Annotated in this window: 26 protein-coding genes and 1 pseudogene; 7 read left to right on the forward strand and 20 right to left on the reverse strand. The window is 60.9% G+C overall.

Annotated elements, in window-relative coordinates:
- Positions 1-194: 194 nt before the first annotated feature.
- From QD461_RS13410 to QD461_RS13470, 13 genes are all read right to left on the reverse strand, one after another.
- Positions 195-821, reverse strand: a complete 627-nt coding sequence (locus QD461_RS13410; RefSeq protein WP_414088210.1) for a dihydrofolate reductase family protein — start codon at positions 819-821, stop codon at positions 195-197.
- A gap of 188 nt (positions 822-1,009) precedes the next feature.
- Complete coding sequence (gene guaA, locus QD461_RS13415; RefSeq protein ID WP_414088211.1) at positions 1,010-2,572, reverse strand: glutamine-hydrolyzing GMP synthase; 1,563 nt, start codon at positions 2,570-2,572, stop codon at positions 1,010-1,012.
- Positions 2,573-2,675: 103 nt separating this feature from the next.
- Entirely contained in the window at positions 2,676-3,317 is a 642-nt protein-coding gene (locus QD461_RS13420) for a 5'-methylthioadenosine/S-adenosylhomocysteine nucleosidase (protein ID WP_414088212.1), read from the reverse strand.
- The gene (locus tag QD461_RS13425; RefSeq protein WP_184706304.1) at positions 3,314-3,763 is read right to left on the reverse strand and encodes a PaaI family thioesterase; all 450 of its coding nucleotides are present in this window, start codon (positions 3,761-3,763) and stop codon (positions 3,314-3,316) included. Before QD461_RS13425 ends, QD461_RS13420 begins: the two co-directional genes overlap by 4 nt.
- A 124-nt stretch (positions 3,764-3,887) precedes the next feature.
- Positions 3,888-4,976: a DUF1513 domain-containing protein gene (locus QD461_RS13430; RefSeq protein ID WP_414088213.1), complete on the reverse strand. Its 1,089-nt coding sequence runs from the start codon at positions 4,974-4,976 to the stop codon at positions 3,888-3,890.
- Between the two features lie 5 nt (positions 4,977-4,981).
- Complete coding sequence (locus QD461_RS13435; RefSeq protein WP_414088214.1) at positions 4,982-6,091, reverse strand: imelysin family protein; 1,110 nt, start codon at positions 6,089-6,091, stop codon at positions 4,982-4,984.
- On the reverse strand, positions 6,091-7,650 hold the full coding sequence (locus tag QD461_RS13440; RefSeq protein WP_414088215.1) for a di-heme oxidoredictase family protein: 1,560 nt from the start codon (positions 7,648-7,650) through the stop codon (positions 6,091-6,093). The genes QD461_RS13435 and QD461_RS13440 overlap by 1 nt, the downstream gene beginning before the upstream one ends.
- A 45-nt stretch (positions 7,651-7,695) precedes the next feature.
- Positions 7,696-8,982, reverse strand: a complete 1,287-nt coding sequence (locus QD461_RS13445) for an imelysin family protein (protein ID WP_414088216.1) — start codon at positions 8,980-8,982, stop codon at positions 7,696-7,698.
- Positions 8,983-9,245: 263 nt separating this feature from the next.
- Complete coding sequence (locus QD461_RS13450) at positions 9,246-10,535, reverse strand: RsmB/NOP family class I SAM-dependent RNA methyltransferase (RefSeq protein ID WP_414088217.1); 1,290 nt, start codon at positions 10,533-10,535, stop codon at positions 9,246-9,248.
- Positions 10,536-10,749: 214 nt separating this feature from the next.
- Positions 10,750-11,118 (reverse strand): septal ring lytic transglycosylase RlpA family protein, encoded by a 369-nt coding sequence (locus QD461_RS13455; protein WP_414088218.1) that lies wholly within the window; start codon positions 11,116-11,118, stop codon positions 10,750-10,752.
- Between the two features lie 397 nt (positions 11,119-11,515).
- Positions 11,516-12,388 (reverse strand): SDR family oxidoreductase, encoded by an 873-nt coding sequence (locus QD461_RS13460; RefSeq protein WP_414088219.1) that lies wholly within the window; start codon positions 12,386-12,388, stop codon positions 11,516-11,518.
- Entirely contained in the window at positions 12,388-13,545 is a 1,158-nt protein-coding gene (gene queG, locus QD461_RS13465; protein WP_414088220.1) for a tRNA epoxyqueuosine(34) reductase QueG, read from the reverse strand. The genes QD461_RS13460 and queG overlap by 1 nt, the downstream gene beginning before the upstream one ends.
- A 114-nt stretch (positions 13,546-13,659) precedes the next feature.
- On the reverse strand, positions 13,660-14,352 hold the full coding sequence (locus tag QD461_RS13470; RefSeq protein ID WP_184706319.1) for a glutathione S-transferase family protein: 693 nt from the start codon (positions 14,350-14,352) through the stop codon (positions 13,660-13,662).
- Positions 14,353-14,501: 149 nt separating this feature from the next.
- Between QD461_RS13470 and QD461_RS13475 the strand changes: the two genes are divergently transcribed.
- Positions 14,502-15,299 carry an undecaprenyl-diphosphate phosphatase gene (locus QD461_RS13475; RefSeq protein ID WP_414088221.1) on the forward strand — a complete coding sequence of 266 codons (798 nt, stop codon included), beginning with the start codon at positions 14,502-14,504 and terminating at the stop codon, positions 15,297-15,299.
- Between the two features lie 69 nt (positions 15,300-15,368).
- Here QD461_RS13475 and QD461_RS13480 read toward each other — a convergent pair whose 3' ends face one another.
- The 7 genes from QD461_RS13480 to dnaN all read right to left on the reverse strand — a co-directional run bounded on the left by QD461_RS13480 (position 15,369) and on the right by dnaN (position 20,497).
- Positions 15,369-15,530, reverse strand: a complete 162-nt coding sequence (locus tag QD461_RS13480; protein WP_037149170.1) for a hypothetical protein — start codon at positions 15,528-15,530, stop codon at positions 15,369-15,371.
- Between the two features lie 287 nt (positions 15,531-15,817).
- Positions 15,818-16,798: a complex I NDUFA9 subunit family protein gene (locus tag QD461_RS13485; RefSeq protein WP_414088222.1), complete on the reverse strand. Its 981-nt coding sequence runs from the start codon at positions 16,796-16,798 to the stop codon at positions 15,818-15,820.
- Between the two features lie 111 nt (positions 16,799-16,909).
- On the reverse strand, positions 16,910-17,197 hold the full coding sequence (locus tag QD461_RS13490; protein ID WP_199096487.1) for a DUF1330 domain-containing protein: 288 nt from the start codon (positions 17,195-17,197) through the stop codon (positions 16,910-16,912).
- Positions 17,198-17,225: 28 nt separating this feature from the next.
- Positions 17,226-17,918 (reverse strand): orotidine-5'-phosphate decarboxylase, encoded by a 693-nt coding sequence (pyrF, locus tag QD461_RS13495; protein WP_414088223.1) that lies wholly within the window; start codon positions 17,916-17,918, stop codon positions 17,226-17,228.
- A gap of 1 nt (position 17,919) precedes the next feature.
- Positions 17,920-18,507 carry a histidine phosphatase family protein gene (locus tag QD461_RS13500; protein WP_414088224.1) on the reverse strand — a complete coding sequence of 196 codons (588 nt, stop codon included), beginning with the start codon at positions 18,505-18,507 and terminating at the stop codon, positions 17,920-17,922.
- An 8-nt stretch (positions 18,508-18,515) separates the two neighbouring features.
- A complete protein-coding gene (pmtA, locus tag QD461_RS13505) occupies positions 18,516-19,109 on the reverse strand; it encodes a phospholipid N-methyltransferase PmtA (RefSeq protein WP_184706331.1) in 594 nt (197 codons plus the stop codon).
- Positions 19,110-19,378: 269 nt separating this feature from the next.
- Positions 19,379-20,497 carry a DNA polymerase III subunit beta gene (gene dnaN, locus QD461_RS13510; protein ID WP_414088225.1) on the reverse strand — a complete coding sequence of 373 codons (1,119 nt, stop codon included), beginning with the start codon at positions 20,495-20,497 and terminating at the stop codon, positions 19,379-19,381.
- 252 nt (positions 20,498-20,749) lie between these two features.
- On the opposite strand from dnaN, the gene rsmI reads away from it, so the two are divergent.
- The 6 genes and pseudogenes from rsmI to QD461_RS13540 all read left to right on the forward strand — a co-directional run bounded on the left by rsmI (position 20,750) and on the right by QD461_RS13540 (position 26,509).
- Positions 20,750-21,658 (forward strand): 16S rRNA (cytidine(1402)-2'-O)-methyltransferase, encoded by a 909-nt coding sequence (gene rsmI / locus QD461_RS13515; protein ID WP_414088226.1) that lies wholly within the window; start codon positions 20,750-20,752, stop codon positions 21,656-21,658.
- The gene (locus QD461_RS13520; protein WP_414088227.1) at positions 21,651-22,031 is read left to right on the forward strand and encodes a YraN family protein; all 381 of its coding nucleotides are present in this window, start codon (positions 21,651-21,653) and stop codon (positions 22,029-22,031) included. Before rsmI ends, QD461_RS13520 begins: the two co-directional genes overlap by 8 nt.
- A gap of 101 nt (positions 22,032-22,132) precedes the next feature.
- Entirely contained in the window at positions 22,133-23,128 is a 996-nt protein-coding gene (locus tag QD461_RS13525) for an endonuclease/exonuclease/phosphatase family protein (RefSeq protein WP_414088228.1), read from the forward strand.
- A gap of 99 nt (positions 23,129-23,227) precedes the next feature.
- Positions 23,228-23,731 (forward strand): cupin domain-containing protein, encoded by a 504-nt coding sequence (locus QD461_RS13530; RefSeq protein WP_414088229.1) that lies wholly within the window; start codon positions 23,228-23,230, stop codon positions 23,729-23,731.
- Between the two features lie 111 nt (positions 23,732-23,842).
- A complete protein-coding gene (gshB, locus tag QD461_RS13535) occupies positions 23,843-24,790 on the forward strand; it encodes a glutathione synthase (RefSeq protein WP_414088230.1) in 948 nt (315 codons plus the stop codon).
- 188 nt (positions 24,791-24,978) lie between these two features.
- Positions 24,979-26,509, forward strand: a pseudogene (locus tag QD461_RS13540) (YifB family Mg chelatase-like AAA ATPase).
- The last annotated feature ends 67 nt before the right edge of the window (positions 26,510-26,576 follow it).

Genomic DNA, 26,576 nt, shown 5'->3' on the forward strand with positions numbered 1-26,576 from the left:
CCGGTCCGACCTTTGGCCGGACGTGTATCGCCTTCCAACATATACCGCAGGGAGTATTAGTGCATGACAGGAATGAGGCAAGGCTCATCCCTTCAGAGACAGTGCGACTGCGACGATCTATCTCTCATTGCCTTTGCCCGGCATGCCGCGTCAATGGTTGCCTTGTTGCCGGCAGCAGAACCTTGGGCGGGCGATCAAGCCGGCCTGTAGATCTGCGCCACCGCACCTCCTGAAAAGGCCCTGGAACTTTCCAGCTTGAGGCGCAGCGGCGCGGCGAGCTCGGAAAACACAGGCACCCCCTTGCCCAGTGCCACGGGATGCACCAGCAGGACGAACTGGTCGACCAGTCCCTCGGTGATGAGGCTGCGCGCGAAACTCGCTCCGCCATGGGCGATGATCGGCTTGCCTTCCTGGGATTTCAGGGCGGCGACTTCTTCGGCGAGATCGCCGCTTGCGACATAGGCCTCTAGCCAGCTCCCAGCACCGGGCTGCAGTTTCGGCGAGCGGACATCGGCAGGAGTATGAGCTTGATCGACCGCCGCCATCGTCTCGCCTGCCAGGATCGCTTGTCCCTGTCGTGAGAAGACCGCCTTCGGGATCTCGTTCATCGGCGGCGCGAACATGTCGGTCGCAGTCGGCCACCAGCCAGCCATACCCAGGAAGGTGCGGCTGCCCATGATGTGAAGGCTGGCGTTCCACAGCGCTTCAACGGACCAGGTCTTCGCTTCCAGATCGGTGCCGAACATCCATTTGTTCGCGCCTTCCAGATCGCTCACGAAGCCGTCGATCGACATCGACATTTTCAAGATCAGCTCTCTCACCGCTCGCTCCTCGTTTCGGTTCTATTCCGAGGACGGACGGGATCGATGATTTCCGACAGCTTGTGATGATTTTCTAAGGCAATTCCGGAAAAAGCGCGCGGCAGCTTTCCATCGGGATTTGCAGGAAGTAAGACGCCGGAACGGTTCTCAAATTCCGTGAGGAACTGAACCGCTCCGGCAAACTAAGCTTATTCCCATTCGATCGTGCCGGGTGGCTTCGACGTAACGTCGTAAACCACACGGTTGATGCCGCGGACTTCGTTGATGATGCGGGTCGCGGCGCGGCCGAGGAATTCCATGTCGTAGTGATAGAAATCCGCGGTCATGCCGTCGACGGAGGTAACTGCGCGCAGTGCACAGACGAACTCGTATGTGCGGCCGTCGCCCATGACGCCGACGGTCTGGACCGGAAGCAACACGGCGAATGCCTGCCAGATCGCATCGTAGAGGCCGGCCTTGCGGATCTCATCGAGATAGATGGCATCGGCTTCGCGCAGGATTTCCAGCTTCTCGCGGGTGATGCCGCCTGGGCAGCGGATCGCGAGACCCGGACCTGGGAAGGGGTGGCGACCGATGAAGCTGTCGGGCAGGCCGAGCTCCTTGCCGAGCACGCGCACTTCGTCCTTGAAGAGTTCGCGCAACGGCTCCACGAGCTGCATCTTCATGCGCTCCGGCAGGCCGCCGACATTGTGGTGCGACTTGATGGTGACCGAGGGGCCGCCGGTGAAGGAAACGCTCTCGATGACATCGGGATAAAGCGTGCCCTGGCCGAGGAAGTCGGCGCCGCCGAGCTTCTTGGCTTCTTCCTCGAAGGTCTCGATGAAGAGGCGGCCGATGATCTTGCGCTTGGTCTCGGGGTCGGAAACACCCTCCAGCTCGCCGATGAAGCGGTCGGAGGCATCGACATGCAGCAGATGCAGATTGTAGTGCTCGCGGAACATGGCGACGACGTTGGCCGCCTCGTCCTTGCGCATCAGGCCGTGGTCGACGAGGATGCAGGTCAGCTGGTCGCCAACCGCCTCGTGGATCAAAAGCGCGGCGACGGAGGAGTCGACGCCGCCGGAGAGAGCGCAGATGACGCGCTTGTCGCCAACCTGATCGCGGATCGCCTGCACCGCCTTGGCGCGATAGGCGGACATCGACCAGTCGCCCTTGATACCGGCGATGTTATGGATGAAGTTGCTGATGAGCTTGGCGCCGTCGGGCGTATGCACGACTTCCGGATGGAACTGCACGCCGTAATATTTGCGCGCCTCGTCGGCGACGAAGGCATAAGGCGCGTTCGAGGACGTGGCGACGACTTCGAAGCCTTCCGGCAGCAAGGTGACACGGTCGCCGTGGCTCATCCAAACCTGATGGCGCGAACCGCTCGACCAGAGGCCTTCGAAGAGGGCGCAGTCCTTGTCGACTTCGAGGAAGGCGCGGCCGAATTCGCGGTGATGGCCGCTCTCGACCTTGCCGCCGAGCTGCATGCACATGGTCTGCTGGCCGTAGCAGATGCCGAAGACCGGGATGCCGCTGTCGAAGATGATCTGCGGCGCTCGGGGCGAGCCCTCGTCCACGGTCGAGGCCGGGCCGCCGGAAAGGATCACGGCTTTCGGCTGCAGCCGCTTGAAACCGGCTTCGGCGGATTGGAAGGGGACGATTTCGCAGTAGACGCCGGCTTCGCGCACGCGCCGTGCGATGAGCTGCGTAACCTGGCTGCCAAAATCGACGATGAGAACGGTGTCTGGATGTGCTGTCTGGGTCATGGCGAGCCTTTAATGAAAAGCGCTTTCACTGGCAATCGGGCAAATCGAGCCGGAGCCGATTTTATTGTCCCGATTGTCCTAGCAATGCTTGATTTCCAGTCTATCAGAACCAAAATACGCCGTCTTCCAGCGCGGTAAACAGGCTGTCTACGGCATAGGACAGTTTGCGATCGATCACATGCAGATATTCGGTCCAGTCGGAAATGCGCTGTAATTCGACCTGGCCGTCGGAAATCCCGCGCAGTCCGATCAGGGGCCGGCCGTAGGCCTGGCAGGCCCGCAGCACGGCAAAGGTTTCCATGTCCACCATGTCAGTGCCGATGCGCTCATAGGCCTCCGTGCCGGAGACGATGTTGGCGCCCGTCGAAAGGCTACCCTCAGCGATGGCGGGAATACGCAGCGGCAATTCGATTGTCGCCGGCAGGTCGAGGAAGGGTGTCCGGCCCTTTTCGAAACCCAGCGGCGAAGCATCCATGTCGCGATAGGAAACGGATGTGACCTGATAGACCTCCGTCTGCTCCAGACTGGCGGAGCCGGCCGAACCGAGCGAAACCACGAGATCCGGCAGGTCGTCCTGGGCTTCTAGCTGGGCGAAGGTGCGGGTGAGCGCGATAGCCGCTTCGACGGGACCGACGCCCGTCATCAGCGGATCGATGCGCGAGCGCAGGAAGGGCCCGTATTCCGCCTCTGCCGCCATCACGAACAGGATCGACTTGCCCGAGACGCGCTTCAATTCGAACTTCATCCGCTAATTCCCTCTCTGCCCCGGATGACCATCATCGTTCCTGTCATCGAGGCAATCAGCTTGGCCGGCCCGTCGCCGATCGCATAGCCGCGGCCGTCCGCCACGATGATCGTCGTGCCCGGCTTGGTGACGTCGCCTCGAAACAGGAAGCGCTCGCCACGCCCTGGCGACATCAGATTGATTTTGAACTCGATTGTCAGGATCGATGCCGAGGGGTCGATAACGCTATAGGCGGCGAAGCCGCAGGCCGAATCCAGCGCGGCAGCGATGATGCCCGCATGCAGGATGCCGTGTTGCTGCGTCAGCTTCACATCGAAAGGCAGCTCGATTTCGACCGTACCGTGTTCGACGCGTGTGAGTTCCGCCCCGATCGTCGCCATCGCCGCTTGCCGGTCGAAGCTCGTCCGGATGCGCGTCCGAAAGTCGCTGCTGTCTGCCCCTGTCATGCCGTCCCCTTTCGCGGGTGCGAAATTGGCATGGAGCAGCCGTTTGGACAAGGGACATCTACTGCGAAAGGCAACCTTTTGAGTGTCGTCGCTCTATCTCTTCAGGTATCGAAGGCGATCCTGTCTAGGCTGGCCGCTTGATCCGCACGATATGCTGATCCCAGGCGACATCGCTGCGTTCGCCCAGAAAATCGCCGCGGTAGGACGATACGGCAAATCCGTGGTTGGCGGGCGCTATGCCGGCGGCGTCTGGCACGCTTTCGAGCTTGAGGACCTTGCCGGTCTTCGCGTCGAGCGTCACCGAGGTGCCTTCGACCGGCGACGTCACGCCGACGAGGTTTTTAGCGCGATTGACGGCGATGGCGCCGACATAGTTGCCGAGCGCACGGGTCGTGTCGTCGGGCAGGGCAACAAATGTAAGGTCTTCGCCTTTTGCGAAATGGCCGACAAGCGGCGGCAGGTCGTTGCGGGGGCCCTCATACTGGCAGGCGAACCAGACCCGGCCGCTGGCATCGATGTCGACATGCCGGGTCGAGACCTGGGCATATTGAGCCGGCAGCGTGTGCTTCTCGATCAGCTGTCCGCTCGAGGCATCGATCAGCGTCAGCGACGGTTGCATGTGGTCGCGGTTGAGCTTGGTGCGGCCGAAATCCGGATGAGTCTCGATGCCGCCATTGGCGACGATGAGGAACCTGCCGTCGTCGGAGACGGTCATGTCATGCGGGCCGACGCCATAGGTCTCGTATTCGCCGATACGAGCAAAGCGGTTGCTGTTGTCATAGAGCCCGATGATGCCGCGATTGTTGTCGAAATCGTTCTCGCTGGCATAGAGCAGTCTGCCGTCGGGCGAAAACGTGCCGTGCCCGTAGAAATGTCGGCCCTCTTTGGCACTTACGACGATCGGGTCCTCCTTATTCCAAGGATCGAAAATCATCGCATAGGTGCCGGGCCGGCGCGCGAAGGCAACCGTCTTGCCGGTGGCCTTCGAGAAGGCCATGCCATGGGCGCGGGCCGGAAGAGCGACCTGATTGATGATGCGGCCTTGTTCCGTCACCGTCGCGACGGCAAACGAACCGTCTGCTCTCCGGATGCCCGAGGCGTAGACGGCATCGGCCCGCTCCAGCGCCATCAATGCGCCGGGCTTGAGCGCGGAGAGGAAGGTCAGTCCCGCAGCTTTGACAAAGGCTCTCCGATCGATGAGGCCGCTTTGCATGGAACTCAGTCTCCGTCTGCGAAGGAGAAGCCGGCCGAAAGCCCGATGGCGACGCCGTATTCATCGCTGAAGCCGGTGGCGAGATCGCGGCTGGCAGAAAGAAGCTTGTCGATCTTGGCCCGCTCGGCGTCGTTGCCGATGGCCGCTTCGATATCCGGGTTGATCGTCGTCGCCGTCATCGTCAGTTCGGCGAGCAGCTTGTCGATCTTGCCGGCGATATCGCGTTTGTCTGCCGGCAGCAGGCTGGCCATGTCGGCCTCTTCCCACAGCGTCTTCAAGCCTTCGATATTGCCGGCAAACGAGGTCCAGGTGTTGGCGGAGCGCCAATAGATCGCCATCTTCGGACGCGTTGCCGCAGCATCGCCCTTGTAGAAGGTCTCCAGCCGCTGGTCGCGGACGGTGGCTGCCCCATGCACCAGGATGCCGAGCAACGCCGTGACGGCTTCCTTGTTGTCCATGAAGTCACTGCTGGCGCTGCCCGGAAACTTCCATGATTTCTGCACGCCGTTCGGGGCGTCCCACTCGTCGGCAATCTCCTTGGCAGTCTTTTCGATGTTGCCGGCGACAGCCGCACCATAGCGGCAACGGAAGCTTTGCTTCTCCGTGGAAAGCACGTCCGAGCCATTGCCGTCGAGGACGTACTCCAGCGCCGTCATGCTCATGAGTGCCACGCTCTTGCCGGCCACGGCCTCGACGGTCGTGTCGTGTTCGTCCACCTTGGCGATCAATGCCTGCACCTGCTTGAGGCCGACGCCTTTGCGATCCGGATAGAACAGGATGTGCTCGAAGCGGTTCTTTTCGATGATCGGGCCGGTGTCGACGATCTCGATATGCGACCAGCTCTTGACCGTGTCGCCGAAGGCCGACTTGGCGCTCGCAAGCGTCGTGGTGCTGGGGGCCGCGCAAAGCGCCTTCATCGCGACGGTTAGTTTCGATGCGGAACTGTGCATGGCGCGGTAACCGGGGCGAATGACGTCGTCGACCGCCTTCTGCAGGACCCCCGGTACTGCCGCCTCGTTAAGGCCGGCGCCGTTGGCTTTCGCGTCCTCTGCATGGGCCGGTAGAGCCGAAACCGAAAGAAGAAGGCAGACGGCGAGGCTTTTCCAGTGGCGCATCAGAGAGACTCCAGAAAGTTGATGAGGGTTTGCCGATCGTGCTTGGACAGGTCGGCGAATGCGTTGCGGGCTTTTTCGGCCTCTCCTCCGTGCCAGAGGATGGCTTCTGTCAATGTGCGGGCGCGGCCGTCATGCAGATAGGCTTGCCGTCCGCTTACCGTCTGGGTCAGGCCTATACCCCAGAGCGGCGGCGTACGCCAATCGCGACCGGATGCCACGCCCACCTGCTGCCCATCCGACAGGTCTTCGCCCATGTCGTGCAGCAGGAAATCGGAATAGGGCCAGATCAGCTGGAAGGCCTGCGGGGAATCTTTGCCGTCGCTGCTCTTGATGCCGTCACGGGTTACGAATTTCGGCGTATGGCAGGAAGCGCAGCCGGAGCGATAGAACATCTCCTTGCCGTGGAGCACATCAGGAAAGCTCGCCTTGCGGCGGGCGGGCACGGCGAGATTTTCGGAATAGAAGGTCACGAGAGGCAGAACCGGATCCGGCGCCTCCGTATCGCCGAGCCGCTTTTGCACGCCGTTCGGCATGGAGAGGCAGCGCGGCTCCTTTGCCGTGCAGTCGCCATAGGGGTTTGGGCGGTCCGGCGTTGAAATGCCTATATCGACGGAAAAGGCGTCGGCCGCCTGATCGCGCACTGTCGCATTCTGCGCCTTCCAGCCGAAACGGCCGAGTGCAAGTTGCCCGGTGCGATGATCGCGGACGATCGCAGCCTTGCCATGGATACCGTCGCTGTTCTTGTCGTCCGGGTCGGCATTGGCAAGAATGTCGGCTTCCGGAATGGCCTCGATCAGGCCGAGGCCGATCATCGGCGGGGCGATACGGGGCGAAAGCGTGGTGGTCGGGTCCATCGGCCCGTAAGCAAGATCGGTCACGAAATAATTCGGCTTGCGCAGGGTAACGGTTTCACCATCGGCGAGCGTCGCTGTCTCTTCGCTATAGCTGACCGTCACCTTGCCCTCGGCGGCAAGGCCGGGCACGGCGAGATCTTGCAGCTGCGCGCCATAGGTCGAATCCGGAAAATTGAGCGCGCGAAAATCCTTGGCCGCCTGTTCCTCCTCCCGGGTCGCTGCCGGTCGCGCCAGCCTAAGCACCAGGGATGTGGCATCGGTCACCGTCTTTTCGAGCCCATGTCCGCGGCCATCGCGGAGGTGGCAGCTCTGGCAGGATCGGGCGTTGAACAGCGGCCCGAGCCCGTCGGAGGCCTGGGTGGAGGAAGGCGCGGAGACCCAGAGCTTGCGGAAAAGGGCGTTGCCGAGATGGAAATCCTGTCCCCGTTCCAGGCTGAGATTAGCCGAAGGCTTCGAGAAGATATCGCGGGTGACAGGATCGATCGAGGTCAGCGCACCGCCCTGCATCGCCTCATAGGACTCGGCCTTGGAAAAATCCGTTGTCGCGCGGGTGACGTCGCGCACCCGCGTCAGCTGCTCGGTGGAAAGGTCGGTCCGCGTGGTCGGAAAATCAAGGATGCCGGCCGCGGCAAGGGTGATGGAAAAAACCAAAAAAACCGCAGCGAAGGCGGGCAAAAGGGCGCGGTTGGCCTGAGTGTTTATCATGGTTGCCGAGGGTGCCAGCGCCTTGTCGCGCTGCCACCTCCCTCATTACTTCTTGAAGACCGTGTTAGGATTGTCCAGGCTTGCCGAACCTTCAAGCTTGATGGTGCCGAGATCGAGAGCGGCGATGACGCGCTGGATGCTCTTCGTCTGGTCGAGCAGGCCGTCGATCGCCTTCTGCACAGTGGCGTTGCCTTCCTTGTTGCCTTCGCCGATCATCTGGTCGTATTTCTCGACCGTCTCGCCGCGATGCACCAGCGCCTTCATGGCGTCGAGGGTGGCGTCGAGCTTGGCTTCCATTTCCTTGTCGAGCGCCGGATCCTTGGCCTTGACCAGATCGTGCAGCGACGGACCCGTCATCTTGGTGCCGTCGACGCGCGTATAATTGCCGGTATAGGCAGACGCGATACCGATGGCGTCGCCATTATGCTCGTTGTAGGTGTTGTCGGAGAAGCAATCCTGCTCTTCTTCCGGATCGTGCAGCAGCAGGCCGAGCTTCATGCGTTCGCCTGCAAGTTCGCCGTAGGAGAGCGAGCCCATGCCGGTCAGGATGGTGGTGAGGCCAGCCTTCAGATCCGCCTGGACGTTCTTGGTGGCTTCGCCTTCAGGCGCCCACTTCTCCGTCATATCCTTGAGATCGGCAACGAGCAGCGTCGACGCGGAACGCAGATATTCGGCGCGGCGGTCGCAATTGCCGTGCGTGCAATTCTTCAGATCGTAGTCGGTGGCGGGGCGTTCGCCGGCCCCTGGTCCCGTGCCGTGCAGATCCTGGCCCCAGAGCAGGAATTCGATGGCGTGGTAGCCGACGGCCACGTTGGCTTCGACGCCCCCGGCCTTGTGCAGCGTGCCCGACAGGAATTCCGGCGTCAGATGCGAGGCGTCGACATCCTTGCCGTTGATCTTGATCGTCTTGTTAGCAATGACGTTGGCGACATAAAGCGAGTTTTCGTCGCTCTCGGTGCCGTAGGAAGCATCGACGTAGTCAATCAGACCTTCGTCGAGCGGCCACGAGTTCACCTGGCCTTCCCAGTCATCGACGATGGGATTGCCGAAGCGATAGACTTCCGTCTGCGCATAGGGGACACGGGCCTTGACCCAGGCCGCGCGTGCCGCCTCCAGCGTCTTGTCGCTCGGGTTGGCAAGCAAAGCGTCGATTGCCTTGTCGAGCGCCTGTGCTGTCGTCAGCGCGTCCTGATATTTGGCATGTGCCAGGTCCGTATAATGCTTGAGAACGGCGGCCGGCTCGGGAGCGGCGGCGCGAGCGGGAAGGCCGGATGCGGCAGTCATGGCAACGGCCACCGCAAGTGCGGCGCCAAAATTGATTTTCACCTTCATGTTCCTCTCCTGTGACAGCGGGGGCACCGTCAAAACTTGGCAATTTGTGTCATGTATGAAAAATAAACTTGTGTCAAATGCTCTAGTTTGGAATTGTTTTAAGGCGAGTGACCCTTGGTTCCGGCTTCGCGGATAGGGGGATTTGCAGGAAAAGCAGCGCGCTGACGGTGCGCCACGTGCCGCATCTACATTGTCTCTGATTGCTGAAATAGCCTGCCCAATCGCAGTGCGGCGGCTCACCTAGCCGCCGCACTGCGGTGCACCTATGCCTTGCGCTGCAGGCGGCAGAAGAAGAAGCCGTCCGTGTCGGTGGAGGCGGGGGTCAGGGTGATGGTCTTGCCATCTGAAGAATGCGGGCGTGCCGTATCCTTGCCGAACAGCTTTTCCCAGGAGCTCAGTGTCTCCACGATTGCGAAATCGGGGTTCTGGCTGGCGAAGCGGGTGACTTGCGCCTCGTTTTCTTCGGGCAGGACCGAACAGGTGACGTAAAGCAGCGAGCCGCCGGGGCGGACGAATTCGCCAGCTTGAGCGAGGGCTTCCTGCTGCTGGCTGGTCCGCTCGTCGAGATTTTTCTGCGTCAGCCGCCATTTCGTATCCGGACGGCGGCGCCAGGTGCCGGTGCCGGTGCAAGGCGCGTCGACCAGAACCTTGTCGAACTTGCCGCGCAACGTCAGCAGACCGTTGCGTTCGTCATGAACCTGAACATTGCGGGTTCCGGCACGCTTCAGGCGTTCGATGATCGGTGCCAGCCGCCGGCGATCACTGTCATAGGCGTGGACCTGACCCTTGTTGTGCATGGCGGCCGACATGGCGAGCGTCTTGCCGCCGCCGCCGGCACAATAATCGAGCACCTGGTCGCCTTCTTCGGGCAAAACGAGATCGGCAACGATCTGCGAGCCTTCGTCCTGCACCTCGAACCAACCTTTCTGGAATGAAAGCTCGGCCGTGACGTTAGGAAGACGGGATGCGCCTTCACCGGCGGGAATGCGGATGCCGAAACGGGCGATTTTCGATGCCCGTGCGCCTGCGCGTTCCAACGCCTTCACCACCTTGGCGCGGTCGGCCTTGAGCGCGTTGGCGCGAAGGTCGAGCGTTGGGCGGTCGGAGAGCGCTTGTGCTTCGGCAAGCCAGCCGTCGCCGAAGGCGCGCTGGAAGGACGCTTCGACCCATTCGGGGATATCACCCTGGACGTGCACGGGCGCGTCCTCGAGTTTGCGGGCGGCAAAGCCGGCCAAGGTCTGTGTGCTCGGCGCCTCGGGAGCAAACTTATCGCCGTCTAGTTCGGCAGCGAGAGCTTCGGGCATCAGGCCCCATTGGCGAAAGAGGACTGCATGGGCAAGCGCTGAAGGACTGTCGTCTTCCATCAGCCAGGCGTGAGAAAGCCGCATGCGCAAGGCATCGTAGACGATGTTGCCGATCGCGGCCCTGTCGCCGGAGCCGGCAAAGCGATGGGCAAGGCCCCAATCCTTCAGGGCGTCGGCCACCGGTCGTTTGCGCGCTTCAATATCGGCAAGAACTTCGATGGCCCCCTGCAATCGGCCGCCCAGACGCATTCACTCTTCTCCTGCTTGCGCATGATCCCGAAACTCGGCGGAGTTTATCGGGAAACGGGATGCGCCGCCAACATATCGCTGACACTTCATCAATCCGCTCGAATGCCCTACATGGCGGCAGATTATTGAAGCGTCGCAATCGCGTGGTAGCCGCGATTGGCGGAGAGAGCAAGCGTTGAGCCGAAATGCCCTATGCTTCCGGCCTGATTGGCGATTACCTCGAGGCGACGACCTCGTAGCAGACCTTGGCGGTGCCGGAGGCAACCATGCCGATGTCCTGGGCTGCGGCGCGGGAAAGATCGAGAACACGTCCGCGAATGAAAGGCCCACGGTCGTTGATGCGAACGACGACGCTGCGGCCATTGTGCTTATTGGTGACCCGCAGGCGCGTGCCGAAGGCAAGCGAACGGTGGGCGGCAGTAAGATTTCTGGAACTCATACGTTCACCGGAAGCAGTCTTGGAGCTTCCTCCGTACCATGAAGCGCCTCCGCAGCCGGCGGATGCAAATGCTGGAGTCGAAACGACAGCAAAGGAGGCGGATATAGTTGCGGCGATTGCCAAAGAACGTGCGACTTTCTTCAAACCGTTTTTTCCCTCAAGCTATTGAACTTGCGCCCTAGGCAGGCGGTGGGGCTTAAATCCGGCCAAAAATGGCAAAAAAGTGCCACTGTCGATCACGGAATGTTACAGAATGTAACATTCGTGAATCACAGCAAATACTGTGACTATTCAATGGATTTGCTCGGTTATGGAAAAAACCTAATAAAATCAGTTAAAAGTGGAACGATTTTTCCTGCGGACATGCCGGAATGTCTGGGATCACGATTCTCTGGAAAATAATTTTGCGACAACGCCATAATTGCTGCCGCATTTGTGCAATTTTAGAGGTCATTAACCATAATTGCGGGGAAAATTGAACTAGGTAGCCCCGCCTGGTAGGAATTTTCATGCAATTTAATGAGGGTTAGTGGCGTATCTTTCAGCCCAGCCAGCGTCCCGAGGACCACAGTTCCGCAAGCGACATGCGATACTCCGGGTAGCGGAAGGCAAAGCCCAACGCGCGCAATTTCGCGTTCGAGACACGCTTGTTTTCGCCGTAAAAGGAACGTGCCATCGGGGTTAGCTCAGCCGCTTCGAAGGGTTGTTCCGGCGGCGGCTCGATGCCCATGAGGCGGGCGGCTTCAGCGACCACATCCTGCGGCGGCGCAGGTTCGTCATCGGTCACATTATATATGCCGCCAAGTTTGCGCTCGGACAGGAAGCGGGCGCAGGCGCCGATATCTTCGACGCGAATGCGATTGAAGACCTGGTTCGCCTTGATGAGGCGGCGGGCCGTTCCCTTGTCCAGATTGCAGAAGGCATTGCGGCCCGGGCCATAGATGCCGGAAAGCCTGAGAACGGAAACCGGCAGGTCAAGCCGGATACCGACGCGCAGCCAGCCATCTTCCGCCTCGACACGCTCGACGGAGCGGTCGGCGACCGGATGCAATGAAGTCTGCTCGCTGACCCATGCGCCCTTATGGTCGCCATAGACGCCAACCGTTGAGAGGTAGCAGACCCATTCCAGCTTCGGCATAAGCGCCTTCAGATTGAGCTGCGCCAGCCGCAGCAGCGGATCGCCCGATTTGCCCGGTGCGATCGACTGCACCAGGTGGGTTGCGGATGCCATCACTTCGGCCAGAGCCGGATCGAGCGTCTCGCCGTCGAAGACAAAAGCCTCTATGCCTTCCTTCGCCAGCAATGCGACCTTCTCGGCGGAACGGGTCGTGCCGGTAATGCTCACACCGGGGCTGGCAAATGCCTTGGCGATGGCCGTTCCCGAATAGCCACAGCCGAAAATCATCACATGCATCACAACACCCCTGCCAGTTTCCATTCCGCGCGAACCTCTTCGTCCGCTTCCTCGTGCCTTTGTGCCGCAAATGCACGGAACTCGCCAGCCGTCATTAGCCGCGACAACGCCCAGACTGCCATTCCCCGCACGACAGGCGATGGATCGCCAGCCAATTCGCGACATTTCTCTATGAGGGACCGTTCACCGGAATTGCCAGCCGCGATGAGGACATTGCGGATAAACCGATCCCGGCCGATACGCTTGACCGGCGAGCCGCTGAAGAAGGTGCGGAAGGTCGGATCGTCGAGATCGAGCAGAAAGGCGATCGATGGCTCCTTGAGATCCTCGCGCGCGACGAGCTTCATCTCCGAGGCAGCACTTGCGAACTTGTTCCAGGGGCAAGCGGCCAGACAATCGTCGCAGCCGTAGATGCGATTGCCGATCTTCGGCCGAAGTTCCGGGTCGATCGGCCCTTTGTGTTCTATTGTGAGATAAGAGATGCAGCGACGCGCATCGAGTTGATAGGGCGCAGGGAAGGCCGCTGTGGGGCAGGCGTCGAGGCAGGCGCGACAGGAGCCGCAATGGTCGATCTCGGGTGCGTCCGGCTCCAGATCGGCCGTGGTGAACATCGAGCCGAGAAATAGCCAGGATCCGAAAGCGCGGCTGACGAGATTGGTGTGCTTGCCCTGCCAGCCGAGGCCGGCAGCGCCGGCGAGCGGCTTCTCCATGACTGGCGCCGTATCGACGAAAACTTTGACATCTTCTTTCGACCGCGCCGCAAAGCGGGTCGCGATCTCCTTCAGCCGTCCTTTGATGATGTCATGATAATCGCGATTGCGAGCGTAAACGGAAATGGCTGCCTTGTCGGGCTTTTCCAGAATGCCGCGAGGATCTTCGTCGGGACCGTAGTTGAGGCCAAAGACTGCGATGGAGCGTGTCTCGCTCCACAGAACACGAGGGTCGGCCCGCCGGTCACGCGTTTCCTCCATCCAGCCCATCGTGCCGTGATGGCCTTTGTCGAGGAACTCTCCGAGCCGGACGACAGCCTCCGGGATGGCGTCCGGTCGTGTGATGCGACAGAGATCGAAGCCTTGCGCCCGCGCTTCCTCGCGCAGGAAGGCGGTCAGCGCGCTTCGCCGCTTTCCGGCTTTTTCCGTTTCACGATCCTCGGGCATGACAAGCCCTCGTTAGAGCAATTCCAGCAAAAGTGTGCAGCGGTTTTGCGTCCGGAATTGCGTGAAAACCAAGAGACAGAGCAATTTCGCGACACCGCTCAAAACGAAAAGGCTCTAGAAATCCAGATCGGCGTAGTGTGAAACCGGGGTGACGCCGCGCACACGCTCAGCCAGGATCGGCCGGAAGGACGGGCGCGACTTCAGCCGCTGGTACCATTCCTTGGCAATCGGGGATTCCGTCCAGTCGATCTCTCCGAGATAGTCCAGCACGGAAATCGAAGCGGCGGCTGCCAGATCGGCGTAGCTCAGCCGGTCGCCTGCGAGCCACTGCCGGGAGCCGGCAAGCCAGGACAGATATTTCATATGCTGGCGGATATTGCCGCGCGCCATCCGCATCACCTTGGAGTCGGGCGCGCCGCCGCCTTGTTCGGCGGTCATCTGCAGTTTGAACACGCGCTCGCGCGTCAGTGGCCGCGTGACGTCCTGCTCCATCTTCTGCATGAACCATTCCGTCAGCCGGCGAATTTCGGCGCGCTGGAACGGATCTTCGGCCAGAAGGCGGCGGTCTCGCTTCAGGACGCCGTGGGTCTCGTCGAGATATTCGGAAATGACCGAGGCACCACAGAGCGCCCTCATGCTGTCATCGACGTAGACAGGGAGGGTGCCGGCAGGGTTAAGCGCCAGGAAGTCGCGGCGCTTTTCCCATGTCTGCTCATCGATCAGTTCCGTCTGATAACCATATTCGGTCAGGATCAGCCGGACGAACCGAGATGAAGATGACATTGGGTGATGATAAAGCGTCGGCATTGCTACTCGGGTGTTTCTGATTGGTGCTACGGAGTTTTTCGGGTCGCGATCTTGCGGCCTAGTCATGTGTCATGGGTTGAAGCTATAGGAGCTTGGCCTAGTTTGCACAAGCGAATCGGGCCGCCCTGCCGTTTGACAAAGGACACGATATGGCTGAACAAATTATTATCGCGTTGGTTTTGGGTCTTGTGGAGGGCCTTACGGAGTTCATTCCGGTTTCCTCCACCGGACATTTGATATTGCTCGGACATTTTCTCGGTTTCAAAGAAGCCGCAACTTTCGACGTTCTCATCCAGCTCGGTGCGATTCTCGCCATCCTGCTCGTTTATTTCAATCGGCTTGTCCAAATTGCCAAGGCGCTTCCCGTCAGCGTCAAGGCTCGCCACTTCGTTCTGGCCGTCCTCTTCAGCTTCCTGCCGGCGGCGGTGATCGGTGCTCTGGCGCATGATTTCATCAAGACGGTGCTGTTCGATTCGCCGAAGGTCGTCTGTATTTCGCTGATCCTCGGTGGCATCGTTCTGCTGATCGTTGACAGGATCCAATTCAAGCCGAAGTACACCAGCGCCTACGAGTTTTCCTGGCCGATGGCGGTGAAGATCGGTTTCTTCCAGTGCCTGGCTATGATTCCGGGCACGTCGCGCTCCGGTTCCACCATCGTCGGTGCGCTGCTGCTCGGCGCAGACAAGCGATCGGCTGCCGAGTTCTCATTCTTCCTGGCCATGCCCACCATGGCAGGCGCGTTTGCACTGGATCTGTGGAAGAGCCGTCACGATCTGAGCATGGACCAAGGGTTGCTGATCGTCATCGGCTTCGTCACCGCCTTCATCTCGGCGCTGTTCGTCGTGCGGGCCTTGCTCGACTTCGTCTCCCGCCGCGGCTACGCGCCTTTCGCGTGGTGGCGTATCGCCGTCGGCACCGTCGGCCTGATCGGACTTTACTTCGGCTGAAGCAAGTCGTCCGCTGACGCGATCCTGGAAACAATTAAGGCCGGTGAGAACCGGCCTTTTTCATGCCTATCAATTTGAAGAGGCGTTGATAGAGCCCGTCGTGCAGGGATCGACGCCGTAGGCCGGCGCACATTCGCCCTTCACCGAGGCGATGCTGCCGCGGGCGACGAAAGAGCCTGCGAGAATCACCAGTGCCGCGCACGCAAACAGAAGCGCGATAGACTTGCCCATCGAAAAATGCCTTTCCGCAGAAGTGTGAAGCGCGCCACGATCGGTTCGTTATGCAAGCTCGCGACGCGCGGCCTTGTTAGTCAGTGAAGTGAGCAATAGCAATAAATGTTCATATTAAATTTGACGTTAATGCCACTATTTCCGCAGTGCGTCTTTTAGGCAACGCTAAGCTGTGTGCGGCAGGGGTTCAACGGGTTCAGCGACGTCAAATTTTGTCTATCTGGACAATAAAAAACGCCGCTCGGCCGGGCCGGGCGGCGCTTGAATTTTTCGGGAGCTCCGAATCGTCAGGCTGCTTTGCCGGAGCCTGTGAACTGACCATGCGGGCGGTAGCGCACGAGGTAAGAGGGCAGCACGGAGACGAGAAGCGTCGGCAGCAGGCCGATACCCTTCAAGGTGCGTCCCTCGGCTTCAGCCTGCTTGGAAACTACATTGTCGCTCTTCAGCAGCGTGACCTGGTCGGCAGTGATCGGCGGCTTGACCAGCGGGATGAGGGAGGCGATCGAGCCGATCAGCGAGGCGAGGCCGAAGGGGATGGAAACGAGGGCCTTCCTCCGGCTGATGACCGAAAGTGTCGTCTCGAGACATTCACGGAAGGACAGGACTTCCGGGCCGCCCAGTTCGTAGGTCGTGCCGGCCTTCAGCTTGCCGTCGACGCTGCGGGCAACGGCTTCCGCGATGTCTTCGACGTAAACGGGCTGGAACTTCGTCTTGCCGCCGCCGATCAGCGGCAGGAAGGGGGCCGTGCGCGACATGTCGGCAAACTTGTTGAAGAACTCGTCTTCGGGTCCAAAAACGATCGATGGGCGCAGGATCACGACGTCAGGCTTGATTGACAGGATGGCCGTCTCTGCGCGAGCCTTGGTGCGGGCATAGGCGGAAGGTGATTTGGCATCCGCGCCGAGCGCCGAAATATGCGTCAGCGATGCACCGACGCTGCGTGCGGCTTCCGCGATGGCCTTGGCGCCGAATTCCTGCACGGCGTCAAAGGTGTTGCGGCCGCTTTCGGCCAGGATACCCACGCAATTGACGACATGCTGTGCGCCTTCGGCTGCGCGGTCGATGGAGTTGCGGTACCGCACATTGGCCTGAACGATCGAAATCTGGCCGAGATTGCCGAGCGGGATCAGGAAACCCGCAAGATCGGGGCGGCGCACGGCAACACGGATGCGATAGCCGCGCTTGGCGAGCGCACGCACGACGTGCCGTCCGATGAAGCCTGATCCTCCGAACACGGTCACGAGCGGCGGGAGGTTGGACAGGGTCATGGCAGGCTCCTCGAAAGGCTTTGATTGGGCTTATATGGTTTCGTCTTAGCCGATCCGAGCGCCGAGGTGAAGTGCAATCACGCTGCGTTGCAGCGTCGCGTTTCGAAGGGGTCAAACCCCTTCGACGACGACCATTTCCGCGTCCGCGACCTGCTGGCGGATTTTGGCGGCGATCTGGTATTCCGGCGAGTTGTAGCAATCGACGGCGTGCTGCAGTGACGGGAACTCGATGACGACGTTGCGCCCGCGCGCCGGCCCCTCAAGCGGCGTGAAAGCGCCACCACGGGCGAGGAAATTCGCGCCATATTTCTCGAAGGCGGGCTTGGCGGCTGCGACGTAGTCTTTGTAATGCTCCGCGTCGCGCACATCCACGCGTGCGATCCAGTATCCCTTCGGCATATGTTCCTCCCTGCTTCTTGGTGTATTCTCAGATTGCGGCGTCGATCTCGGCGAGGATGGCGCGAGCGGCCTCCTTCGGATCGGCGGCCTTGACGATCGGCCGGGCGACGACGAGATGGCTCGAACCAGCCTTGATGGCCGCAGCCGGGGTCATTACCCGCTTCTGGTCGCCCTTGTCGCTGCCGGCCGGCCGGATGCCGGGGGTCACCAGCGCCATGTCGGGGCCGATGATCTTGCGCACCGCGGCTGATTCCTCGGCCGAACAGACAATACCGCCCATGCCGGCCAGATGTGCCTGCTCGGCCCGGCGCAGGACTAGCGTGTGCGGATCGTACTCATAGCCGGCGGCGATCAGGTCTTCTTCGTCCATGGAGGTGAGCACGGTCACACCGAGCAGGCAGAGGTCGGAGCCCTTGGCCGCTTCGACTGCCGCCTTCATCGCCTTCGGATAGGCGTGTAGCGTCAGCATCGACATGCCCATCTTGACGATGTTCTCGACGCCGGAGGCCACCGTGTTGTCGATGTCGAGCAGCTTCATGTCGAGGAAGATCTTCTTGCCGCTGGCGGCGAGATCGCGCGCAAATTCCAGGCCGCCGGCAAAGGCGAGCTGGTAGCCGATCTTGTAATAGAGAATGTCGTCGCCGAGGGCGCCGACCACTTTCTCGGCCTCCTGAAGGTTTGGAACATCCAGTCCAACGATCAAGCGGTCGCGTGCGGTCATCTCAAGCCCATCCCATCCAGTCTTCCATGGGTGTCCAGTCGCACGAGACGGCGCGCTTCGCAAGATCGAAACAGAAAAGATTGCCCCCGCCCGGCGGCTGGTCGCCCTGGCGCGCGATCGGCTTTCCCTCAAGGTGGCATTTCAGCAGCGTACCGACGCCGCCGTGTCCGACGAAGGCGATCGGCAGCCGCGGGTCGTGCCGCGCAAGCACGGCTTCGACATTGGAGACGATCCTTGCCTGCGCATCGATGGCGCGCTCCCAGCCTTTGAAGCTCTCATGCGGATTGGCAAAGAACCAGTCCGCTGCGTTTTCGAACTCGGGCGGGGCCAGGAAGCCCGTGGCGCTGCGGTCGTTCTCGTGCATGGTCTCGATGATCTCGACGGACGCACCGCTCGTCGCCGCCAGAATTTCGGCTGTTTCTATCGCCTTGCGTTCGCCGCTGGAGACGATTAGCCCAAGCTTATAGGCCCAGGGATGGATCGCCGCCGCGCGCGCCCTTGCCGCACCCACCTCGGAAAGCCCCCATTCCGGCACGGGAACGTCCGGATCAATCCGCACCTGCGGGTGCGTAATATAAAGCGCATACATGGATTGTCTCAGCCGCGGCTGTAAACCCAGAGCTGGGCCGGCGGAATATTGCGGACAATGAAATCGAAATGGCGGATGTGGTAGCGATCAGGCTTGGCGATGATCGGCGACACCGGGCCATAGGAAATCTGCACGAAGGGACGACCCGCGGGCATGCGATCCAGCAGGCTTTCGAGCAGCGCCACACGCGCCTTCATCGGGAAATTGAGGAGAGGAATGCCCGAGACGACGGAGTCGAAGGTCTGGCCGCGCAGTACGCCAAGCGTCTTGTCCAGATCGAAGGCGTCACCATTGATGAAATGGACGCCGGGATAGAGTTTGACGAGGTGATTGTAGAAGTCGGTCGAGTATTCGATGGCGACCAGGTTCTTCGGCTCGACGCCGCGTCCGAGGATCGCCTTGGTGATGGCGCCCGTACCCGGCCCAAGTTCCAGCACAGGCAGCCCGGATTGGGTGTTGATGACGCTCGCCATTTTGCGGGCGGTGATCGAGGAAGTCGGCGCAATCGAACCGACAGTCTTCGGCCCTTGCATCATGCCCTTGAAGAAACGGATCTCCTCATCGAATTTCTTGCCAAGCCGTTCCTTAAGACGCAGCGCCATGCCTTCCCCCTAGATGTTACGGTCACGACTTACATACAGCTTCTCTAAAATCTTGCAATGCGATGACGCAATAACAAGAGAAAATGTCGCAATCCGAAAAGAACCAAATAAAAGCGCCCTCGCGGTAAAGAAACGCATGAAAGGGCGCTTTGGTTTCCCTGGATCCGGTTGATTTTACGTCTGTTCGACCTGAAATCATCCGGATCTTGAAGCAAAAAAGCAGAGCACGATGTCGTCCGAAAACCGCTGACAGCTTTCGGCATCATGCTCTAGACGCGCATCGGCATCAGCACATAGAGCGCATCGTCGCCGGCCGTGTCGCGAATGAGCGTCGGCGAGCCGGCATCGGCCAGCAGGAACACGGCAGAATCGCCGGAGAGCTGTGCGGTGATGTCGAGCAGGTACTTGGCGTTGAAGCCGATTTCCATCGGGTCCATCTCATAGCCGACAGCGACTTCTTCCGTTGCACTTCCCGAATCTGGGTTGTTGACCGTCAGCAGCAGCTGGCCGTCGGACAAAGCGAGCTTCACGGCGCGGCCGCGCTCGGAAGAGATCGTCGAGACGCGGTCGACGGCCTGCGCGAAGGTCTGGCAATCGACGCGCATTTCCTTGTCGTTGTTGGTCGGAATGACGCGCTGATAGTCCGGGAAGGTGCCGTCGATCAGCTTCGAGGTCATGACGATCGAGCCGATCGTCAGGCGGATCTTTGCATCGGAAACTTCGACAGTGACGATCGTGTCCGGAGAATCCACCAGCTTCTGCAGCTCGCCGACCGTCTTGCGCGGAATGATGATGCCGGGCATGCCCTCGGAGCCGGAGGGGGCGCTGACATCGGCGCGGGCGAGGCGGTGGCCGTCGGTGGCAACGGCGCGAAGCTTGAGATCGCCGTCGCTTTCAATCGTGTGGAAGAAGATGCCGTTCAGGTAGTAGCGCGTCTCTTCGGTGGAAATCGCAAACTGCGTGCGGTCGATCAGCATCTTCAGATCGGCGGCCTTCAGCTTGAAGGAATGGCTGAAACTGCCGGCGGTCAGATCCGGGAAATCGGATTCCGGCAGGCATTGCAGCGAAAACTTGGAGCGGCCGGAGGCGACCGTCATCGAGCTGCCGTCGGTATTGGTGGCAAGCAGCACTTCCGAGCCGTCGGACAGCTTGCGCACAATGTCGTAGAGCAGATGCGCGGGAACCGTGGTGGCACCGGCCTGCTCGACATTGGCAGGCGTCGCCTCGGTGATTTCGAGGTCGAGGTCGGTCGCCTTCATGTCGAGGCTGGTGCCTTCGGCCTTCAGCAGAACGTTGGACAGGATCGGGATCGTATTGCGACGCTCGACCACGCGATGCACGTGGTTCAGCGACTTCAGGAGGTTTGACCGCTCAATTGTAATACGCATGGATGCTACCGCTTTCGACCGTGACTTGCCGGGCAGCCCGAGGCGCCCGAGCGACATGTTTTCGGACGAGGCCCGAAAGATTGGACAGGCAACTTGGCAGACTTCTCCATCTGAATGCAAGAGGCATGGATCAATTGCCAAGGACCAATTCGACATTTCGTCGACAATGCTCCACAGGAATTGCACCGCTCTTGCCGTCCGTGCGCGCCTCGCCCATAAAGGCTGCCTATTTCAAACGAATTCAGGGCAGGCATGAGCGAAGAGCAATCCAGCGGCGGGACGCGGAGTTTCCGCCTGCACAACAATCAGATTCCGGCCCGTCCCCTTGAGCCGGCGCTCTATCTCGTCGCCACGCCGATCGGCAATCTCGGCGATATCACGCTGAGGGCGCTGGAAACGCTGGCCGGCGCCGACGTTCTCGCCTGCGAGGACACGCGCGTCACCCGCGTCCTGCTCGATCGCTACGGCATCCAGAACAAGCCCTATGCCTACCATGAGCACAATGCCGATGAGGCCGGTCCACGTTTGCTGCAGGCCCTGGAGGCCGGCCGGTCCGTGGCGCTGGTGTCGGATGCGGGCACGCCGCTCGTCTCCGATCCCGGCTACCGGCTGGCCGTGCAGGCGATCGAGGCTGGGTACAAGGTCGTGCCCATTCCAGGTGCCTCCGCGCCGCTCGCTGCTCTCGTGGGTTCCGGCCTGCCGAACGATGCTTTCTTCTTCGCCGGTTTTCTGCCCGCCAAGGACAAGGGCAAGCGCGATCGGCTGGCAGAGCTGGCAGCCGTGCCTGCAACCCTCATCTTCTTTGAATCGCCACATCGCATCGCCGCCACGCTTGCTGCTGCTGCCGATGTGCTGGGCGGCGAGCGCACAGGCGCCGTCTGCCGCGAACTGACCAAGACCTTTGAGGAGTTCCGGAGAGGTACGCTCTCCGAACTCGCCGTCTTCTACGATGCCGTTGACAACGTGAAAGGCGAAATCGTGCTGCTTGTCGGCCCACCAGCGGAGAGTGTCGCAGCGGAGGCCGATGTCGACGCCATTCTGACCGATCTTGCGGGCACGATGCCGACGGCAAAGGCGGCGGCCGAGGCCGCGCGCCTGACCGGCCTGCCGCGCAAGGAACTCTACCAGCGTCTGCTCGACATGAAGGAGCGCCATGCCTGATCCGGGGTCAGAGGCGGGCGAAAGACTGAGGCGGCAAAAGGCATGGCGACGCGGCCATGTCGCCGAATATCTCGCCGCAGCCTTCCTGATGCTCACGGGCTATCGCATCCTGGCTATTCGCCATCGCACCAAGCTTGGCGAAATCGATATCGTTGCCCGCAAGGGTGATCTTGCCGTCTTCGTCGAGGTCAAATCGCGGCGCGGCGCACAGGAGGCGATCGACACCGCTTCCTTCTCCTCTCAGAGGCGCATCCGAGCCGCAAGCGACCTCTGGCTTGCCCGCCAGACGGATTTTGCCCGCCTCTCGCAACGCTATGACATTGTCGCCATGCTGCCCGGCCGCTGGCCCCAGCATTTTCCCGTTGCTTTTTAGGTCGTCGTAACAGGGCCGTCACACAATCAGCCTATTGCCGGGCGACCAGCGCCTGCGATTTCTCCGCCTGCGCTCCTCATTTCGTTTCGACAGGCCCACCCATGATCCGCAACACCGTTTCCGCTTTCACCGTGCCCTCGCAGGAGGAGCGCAAGAGCTTCGTTTCGCTCGAAAAGATCCCCGCCGTTCATGCCGAAAAGCTCGCGTCACTCGCTTGCTTGAATACGGTGCGTATCGGTGGGCAGGAAGCCAAGGAGGGAGCTTTATCCTTCCCCTTTACGGCCGCCGCCTGGAATCTCGAGCGCTGCCTGTTCCCCGAGGAAAGTGCCGCCAAGCTGCGCGCCACGAGTGCGCCGCTTGTCCTGCTATCGGAAATGGATCTGGGTATGGCCCGTACCGAGCAGCGAGACCCCACAGCCGTCATCGCCGGCGAACTTGGCATGAACTACGCCTATGGCGTCGAATTCCTCGAACTCAGCCTCGGGTCGGAAATCGAACGCTCCTACTGCCGCGATGACTTCAACGAAAAAGGCTTTCACGGCAACGCACTCATGGCCTCCGTGGCCCTGAAGGATGCATTCATGATCCGTCTACCGGGCGAAGCCGTCTGGTTCAACGACAGCAACGAACAGCCGCGCATTGGCGATCGCTGCGCTGTCGGCGCCATCGTCGAGACGGATGCCGGTCCGATGGTTGCCGTTTCCGTTCACCTCGAAAGCGTCGCGACCGCTGCCTATCGCGAGCAGCAGATGGCGGCGCTCATCGATGCCGTGGAAGCGTTTGCTCCCGGTTTGCCGATCCTGATCGGCGGCGACCTCAATACAGGCAACCACACCGGCGGCGATTTCTCGACCGATACGCTGTTCGCCATGGCCGAGGGCCGCAGTTTCGAATGTCATGGCGGCCCGCTCGATCAAACGAGCACACGCCCGAGCCTGATTACGCGCTTTCCGGACCGTGCCATGAAGCTCGACTGGTTCATCACCCGTGGTCTGAAGATCGGTGAGAACCACCTTGTTTCCTCCCTCAATGACCAGGGCAAGCCGCTGTCCGATCACGATATCATTGTCTGCACAATCGAAGGTTTCTCTGCCTGATCGCTGCAATCGTTAAAATGCGCTGCATTTCATGAACCGCGCCGTTACCCCTTCCATGCGATGACATCTTGGACGCGCATGGAATCTTTGGGGGATTGTATGGTCTTGAAACTGATGTTGGCGAGCATGGCGGCCTTCGCCGCGCGTGCCGTTCCAGTTGTCGTCGCGACGCCGCCGTCACGGAACTTCGTGGCGGGTGCCAGCGACGAAATGGAAATGAAGCCGTCGCCGATCGAGCGGTCGTGGATCCTGTCGGGCAATCCGGTTGCCCGCATCGCCGAGCATTCGCGCGGCCAGGACGATGCCGCCATTACGGCGCTGTGGGATTGCACGGCGGGCGAGTTCCGCTGGTATTTCGGCTGGGACGAAACAGTTATGATCCTCGAAGGCGAGGTGCATATCACCACGGAAGATGGCGTCGAGCGCACGCTGAGCGCCGGCGATGTCGCCTATTTTGCCGGCGGCACCTGGGCGACGTGGCGTATCGATCGCTACCTGCGCAAGGTCGCCTTCTGCCGCAAGCCGTTCCCGAAGCCTTTGACCATGGCTTATCGTCTGCGCAACTTCGTCCGTCAGGGCGGCGCACAGGGCATTGCCGCCTGAGGGCGGCCGGCCCCCCGGCGAGAGAGGCCGCTGACAGAAGTCCTTGAATAGCCGTTGCGTTTGGAGGCGGGCCGACCTACATCTGTCCGCAAATTCGAGCGAGGGCTGACTATGGCTGGTATCAAGAATGTTGCGGTCCAGATGGACCATGTCCGGAGCATCAATATCGCGGGCGACTCGACCTTCGCTATGAGCCTCGAGGCGCAGAACCGCGGCTACAAGCTCTTCCACTATACGCCGGAGCGGCTGAGCATGCGCGACGGCAAGGTCTATGCCTCAGTCGAGCCGATGATCCTGCGCGACGTCAAGGGCGATCACTTCGAGCTCGGCGAGTCGGAGCGTGTCGATCTCTCGACCATGGACGTGGTACTGCTGCGTCAGGACCCGCCATTCGACATGGCCTATATCACCTCGACGCATCTCCTGGAGCGCATCCACCCGAGGACGCTCGTCGTCAACGATCCGGCCTGGGTGCGCAATTCGCCGGAAAAGATTTTCGTCACCGAATTTGCCGATCTCATGCCGAAGACGCTGATCACCCGAGATGCCGCCGAAATCCGCCGTTTCCGCGAGGAGATGGGCGACATCATCCTGAAGCCGCTCTACGGCAATGGAGGCGCCGGTGTGTTCCACTCGACGCGTGACGATCGCAATCTCTCGTCGCTGCTTGAGATGTTCGGCCAGCTATTCCGGGAGCCTTTCATCGCCCAGCAATATCTGCCTGATGTCCGCAAGGGCGATAAGCGCATCATCCTCGTCGATGGCGAGCCAGTCGGCGCGATCAACCGCGTGCCGGCCGAGCATGACGCCCGTTCCAACATGCATGTTGGCGGCCGCGCCGAAGCCACCGAACTGACGGCACGCGAACAGGAAATCTGCGCTCGCATCGGCCCGGCACTGAAGGCACGCGGCTTCCTGCTCGTCGGCATCGATGTCATCGGCGACTACATGACCGAGATCAACGTCACTTCGCCAACGGGTCTTCGCGAAGTGAAGCGCTTCGGCGGCGCCGATATCGCGAGCCTGCTTTGGGATGCGATCGAATCCAAGCGGGCTTGATCGGCAACTCCCATCGCGCTTTCCAGCTGGACAATAATGCGCACTCAGTCATGTTGATGATTTCGGCAAGACTGAGAGATTTCTGTTCGCTTATCGTTCTCGTTTCATTCTTTGTCCTGTGCCAGATTGCAACCCGAAGTTTGTTGATCGAGGCACGTAACGGCAAACTCGTCGGATGAGGGCGGGGGATGGTAGCGCGCGTCAGCACGGTTGCGTTTCAAGGCATTGAAGGCGTACCCGTCGAAGTGCAGGTGATGATCGCGCCGGGCAAGGTGCTGATGCATATTGTCGGCCTGCCCGACAAGGCTGTGGCCGAAAGCCGGGAGCGGGTTCAGGCGGCATTGCACGCCTCCGGCCTTGCGTTGCCGCCAAAGAAGGTCACGGTCAATCTCGCGCCGGCTGATCTGCCCAAGGAGGGTAGCCAATTCGATCTCGCAATAGCGCTCGGTCTGATGGCGGCGCTCGGCGCTATTCCCGCCGATGCTCTGTCCTCCTATACTGTCATCGGCGAACTCAATCTTGACGGCACGATTGTGCCCGTTGCCGGCGCGCTTCCTGCTGCGATTGCCGCCAATGCCATGGGCAAAGGGCTGATCTGTCCTGCCGAAAGCGGGCCGGAAGCTGCCTGGGCCGGCAAGGAGATCGATATTCTGGCGCCGCGTAGCCTGATCGCGCTCGCCAATCATTTCCGCGGCACACAGGTCCTATCACGGCCGGAACCATCGGTCCGCGCCAATACTCCAGTCTGCCCGATCTTACCGATATCAAGGGGCAGGAAAGCGCCAAGCGCGCCCTGGAAGTGGCGGCCGCCGGCGAGCATAATCTGTTGTTCGTAGGGCCGCCCGGTTCTGGGAAGTCGATGCTCGCCTCGCGGCTGCCGTCGATCTTGCCGCCTTTGTCGACGAATGAGTGCTGGAAGTGGCAATGATCCATTCGATCGCTGGCCAGCTTTCCGGGGGCAAGCTCTCCGACCGGCGGCCCTATCGCGCGCCGCATCACTCAGCCACCATGGCCGCGCTTGTTGGAGGCGGCCTTCGCGCCCGACCCGGCGAGGTCTCGCTTGCCCATCACGGCATTCTGTTCCTCGACGAACTGCCGGAGTTTTCACCGCAGGCGCTCGATGCGCTACGCCAACCCTTGGAAACCGGTGAATGCGTCATTGCGAGAGCAAACCATTGCGTCGCCTATCCGGCTGGTATCCAGCTCATGGCGGCGATGAACCGGTGCCGCTGCGGCATGGCCGGCGAACCGGGGCACACCTATGCCCGAGGTCCGCGCTGCGCCTCGGATTATCAAGGCCGCATTTCCGGTCCCTTGCTCGATCGTATCGATATCCGCATCGACCTGCCGGCGGTGTCAGCCGCGGATCTCATCCGGCCAACAACCTCAGAAAGCAGTGTCGATGTCGCACTCCGCGTCGCTCGTGCTCGCGAACGGCAGCGCGAACGTTTCGAAAGGGCCGGTATGAAGGATGTCAGCACCAACGCCCGCTGCTCGACATCGATGATCGAAACCATTGCTGAACCGGATGCCGCGGGCTTGCAATTGCTGCGCGAAGCTGCCGAGAAGATGAAATTCTCGGCCCGCGGCTATCACCGCATCCTGAAGGTCGCACCCACGCTTGCCGATCTCGATGATAAGCCGACGGTCGGGCGTATCCACCTTGCCGAAGCCATTTCCTACCGCATCGCGGGTGAACGGCTCATCGCACATGCCTGAAACCAAGGAGCGGGCATAAGAAAGGGCGCCACAGCGCCCTTTTCCAAAATCGTCAGGTGCGGGCTTG

The sequence above is a fragment of the Rhizobium sp. BR 314 genome (assembly GCF_047445805.1).
Classification (GTDB): Bacteria; Pseudomonadota; Alphaproteobacteria; order Rhizobiales; family Rhizobiaceae; genus Rhizobium; species Rhizobium lusitanum_B.

What these genes read in the sequence shown, in the direction of transcription:
- guaA (WP_414088211.1), bottom strand. Translation starts at nt 2,572, where the DNA reads ATGACCCAGACAGCACATCCAGACACCGTTCTCATCGTCGATTTTGGC.
- QD461_RS13420 (WP_414088212.1), bottom strand. Translation starts at nt 3,317, where the DNA reads ATGAAGTTCGAATTGAAGCGCGTCTCGGGCAAGTCGATCCTGTTCGTG.
- QD461_RS13425 (WP_184706304.1), bottom strand. Translation starts at nt 3,763, where the DNA reads ATGACAGGGGCAGACAGCAGCGACTTTCGGACGCGCATCCGGACGAGC.
- QD461_RS13430 (WP_414088213.1), bottom strand. Translation starts at nt 4,976, where the DNA reads ATGCAAAGCGGCCTCATCGATCGGAGAGCCTTTGTCAAAGCTGCGGGA.
- QD461_RS13435 (WP_414088214.1), bottom strand. Translation starts at nt 6,091, where the DNA reads ATGCGCCACTGGAAAAGCCTCGCCGTCTGCCTTCTTCTTTCGGTTTCG.
- QD461_RS13440 (WP_414088215.1), bottom strand. Translation starts at nt 7,650, where the DNA reads ATGATAAACACTCAGGCCAACCGCGCCCTTTTGCCCGCCTTCGCTGCG.
- QD461_RS13445 (WP_414088216.1), bottom strand. Translation starts at nt 8,982, where the DNA reads ATGAAGGTGAAAATCAATTTTGGCGCCGCACTTGCGGTGGCCGTTGCC.
- QD461_RS13450 (WP_414088217.1), bottom strand. Translation starts at nt 10,535, where the DNA reads ATGCGTCTGGGCGGCCGATTGCAGGGGGCCATCGAAGTTCTTGCCGAT.
- QD461_RS13460 (WP_414088219.1), bottom strand. Translation starts at nt 12,388, where the DNA reads ATGCATGTGATGATTTTCGGCTGTGGCTATTCGGGAACGGCCATCGCC.
- queG (WP_414088220.1), bottom strand. Translation starts at nt 13,545, where the DNA reads ATGCCCGAGGATCGTGAAACGGAAAAAGCCGGAAAGCGGCGAAGCGCG.
- QD461_RS13470 (WP_184706319.1), bottom strand. Translation starts at nt 14,352, where the DNA reads ATGCCGACGCTTTATCATCACCCAATGTCATCTTCATCTCGGTTCGTC.
- QD461_RS13475 (WP_414088221.1), top strand. Translation starts at nt 14,502, where the DNA reads ATGGCTGAACAAATTATTATCGCGTTGGTTTTGGGTCTTGTGGAGGGC.
- QD461_RS13480 (WP_037149170.1), bottom strand. Translation starts at nt 15,530, where the DNA reads ATGGGCAAGTCTATCGCGCTTCTGTTTGCGTGCGCGGCACTGGTGATT.
- QD461_RS13485 (WP_414088222.1), bottom strand. Translation starts at nt 16,798, where the DNA reads ATGACCCTGTCCAACCTCCCGCCGCTCGTGACCGTGTTCGGAGGATCA.
- QD461_RS13490 (WP_199096487.1), bottom strand. Translation starts at nt 17,197, where the DNA reads ATGCCGAAGGGATACTGGATCGCACGCGTGGATGTGCGCGACGCGGAG.
- pyrF (WP_414088223.1), bottom strand. Translation starts at nt 17,918, where the DNA reads ATGACCGCACGCGACCGCTTGATCGTTGGACTGGATGTTCCAAACCTT.
- QD461_RS13500 (WP_414088224.1), bottom strand. Translation starts at nt 18,507, where the DNA reads ATGTATGCGCTTTATATTACGCACCCGCAGGTGCGGATTGATCCGGAC.
- pmtA (WP_184706331.1), bottom strand. Translation starts at nt 19,109, where the DNA reads ATGGCGCTGCGTCTTAAGGAACGGCTTGGCAAGAAATTCGATGAGGAG.
- dnaN (WP_414088225.1), bottom strand. Translation starts at nt 20,497, where the DNA reads ATGCGTATTACAATTGAGCGGTCAAACCTCCTGAAGTCGCTGAACCAC.
- rsmI (WP_414088226.1), top strand. Translation starts at nt 20,750, where the DNA reads ATGAGCGAAGAGCAATCCAGCGGCGGGACGCGGAGTTTCCGCCTGCAC.
- QD461_RS13520 (WP_414088227.1), top strand. Translation starts at nt 21,651, where the DNA reads ATGCCTGATCCGGGGTCAGAGGCGGGCGAAAGACTGAGGCGGCAAAAG.
- QD461_RS13525 (WP_414088228.1), top strand. Translation starts at nt 22,133, where the DNA reads ATGATCCGCAACACCGTTTCCGCTTTCACCGTGCCCTCGCAGGAGGAG.
- QD461_RS13530 (WP_414088229.1), top strand. Translation starts at nt 23,228, where the DNA reads ATGGTCTTGAAACTGATGTTGGCGAGCATGGCGGCCTTCGCCGCGCGT.
- gshB (WP_414088230.1), top strand. Translation starts at nt 23,843, where the DNA reads ATGGCTGGTATCAAGAATGTTGCGGTCCAGATGGACCATGTCCGGAGC.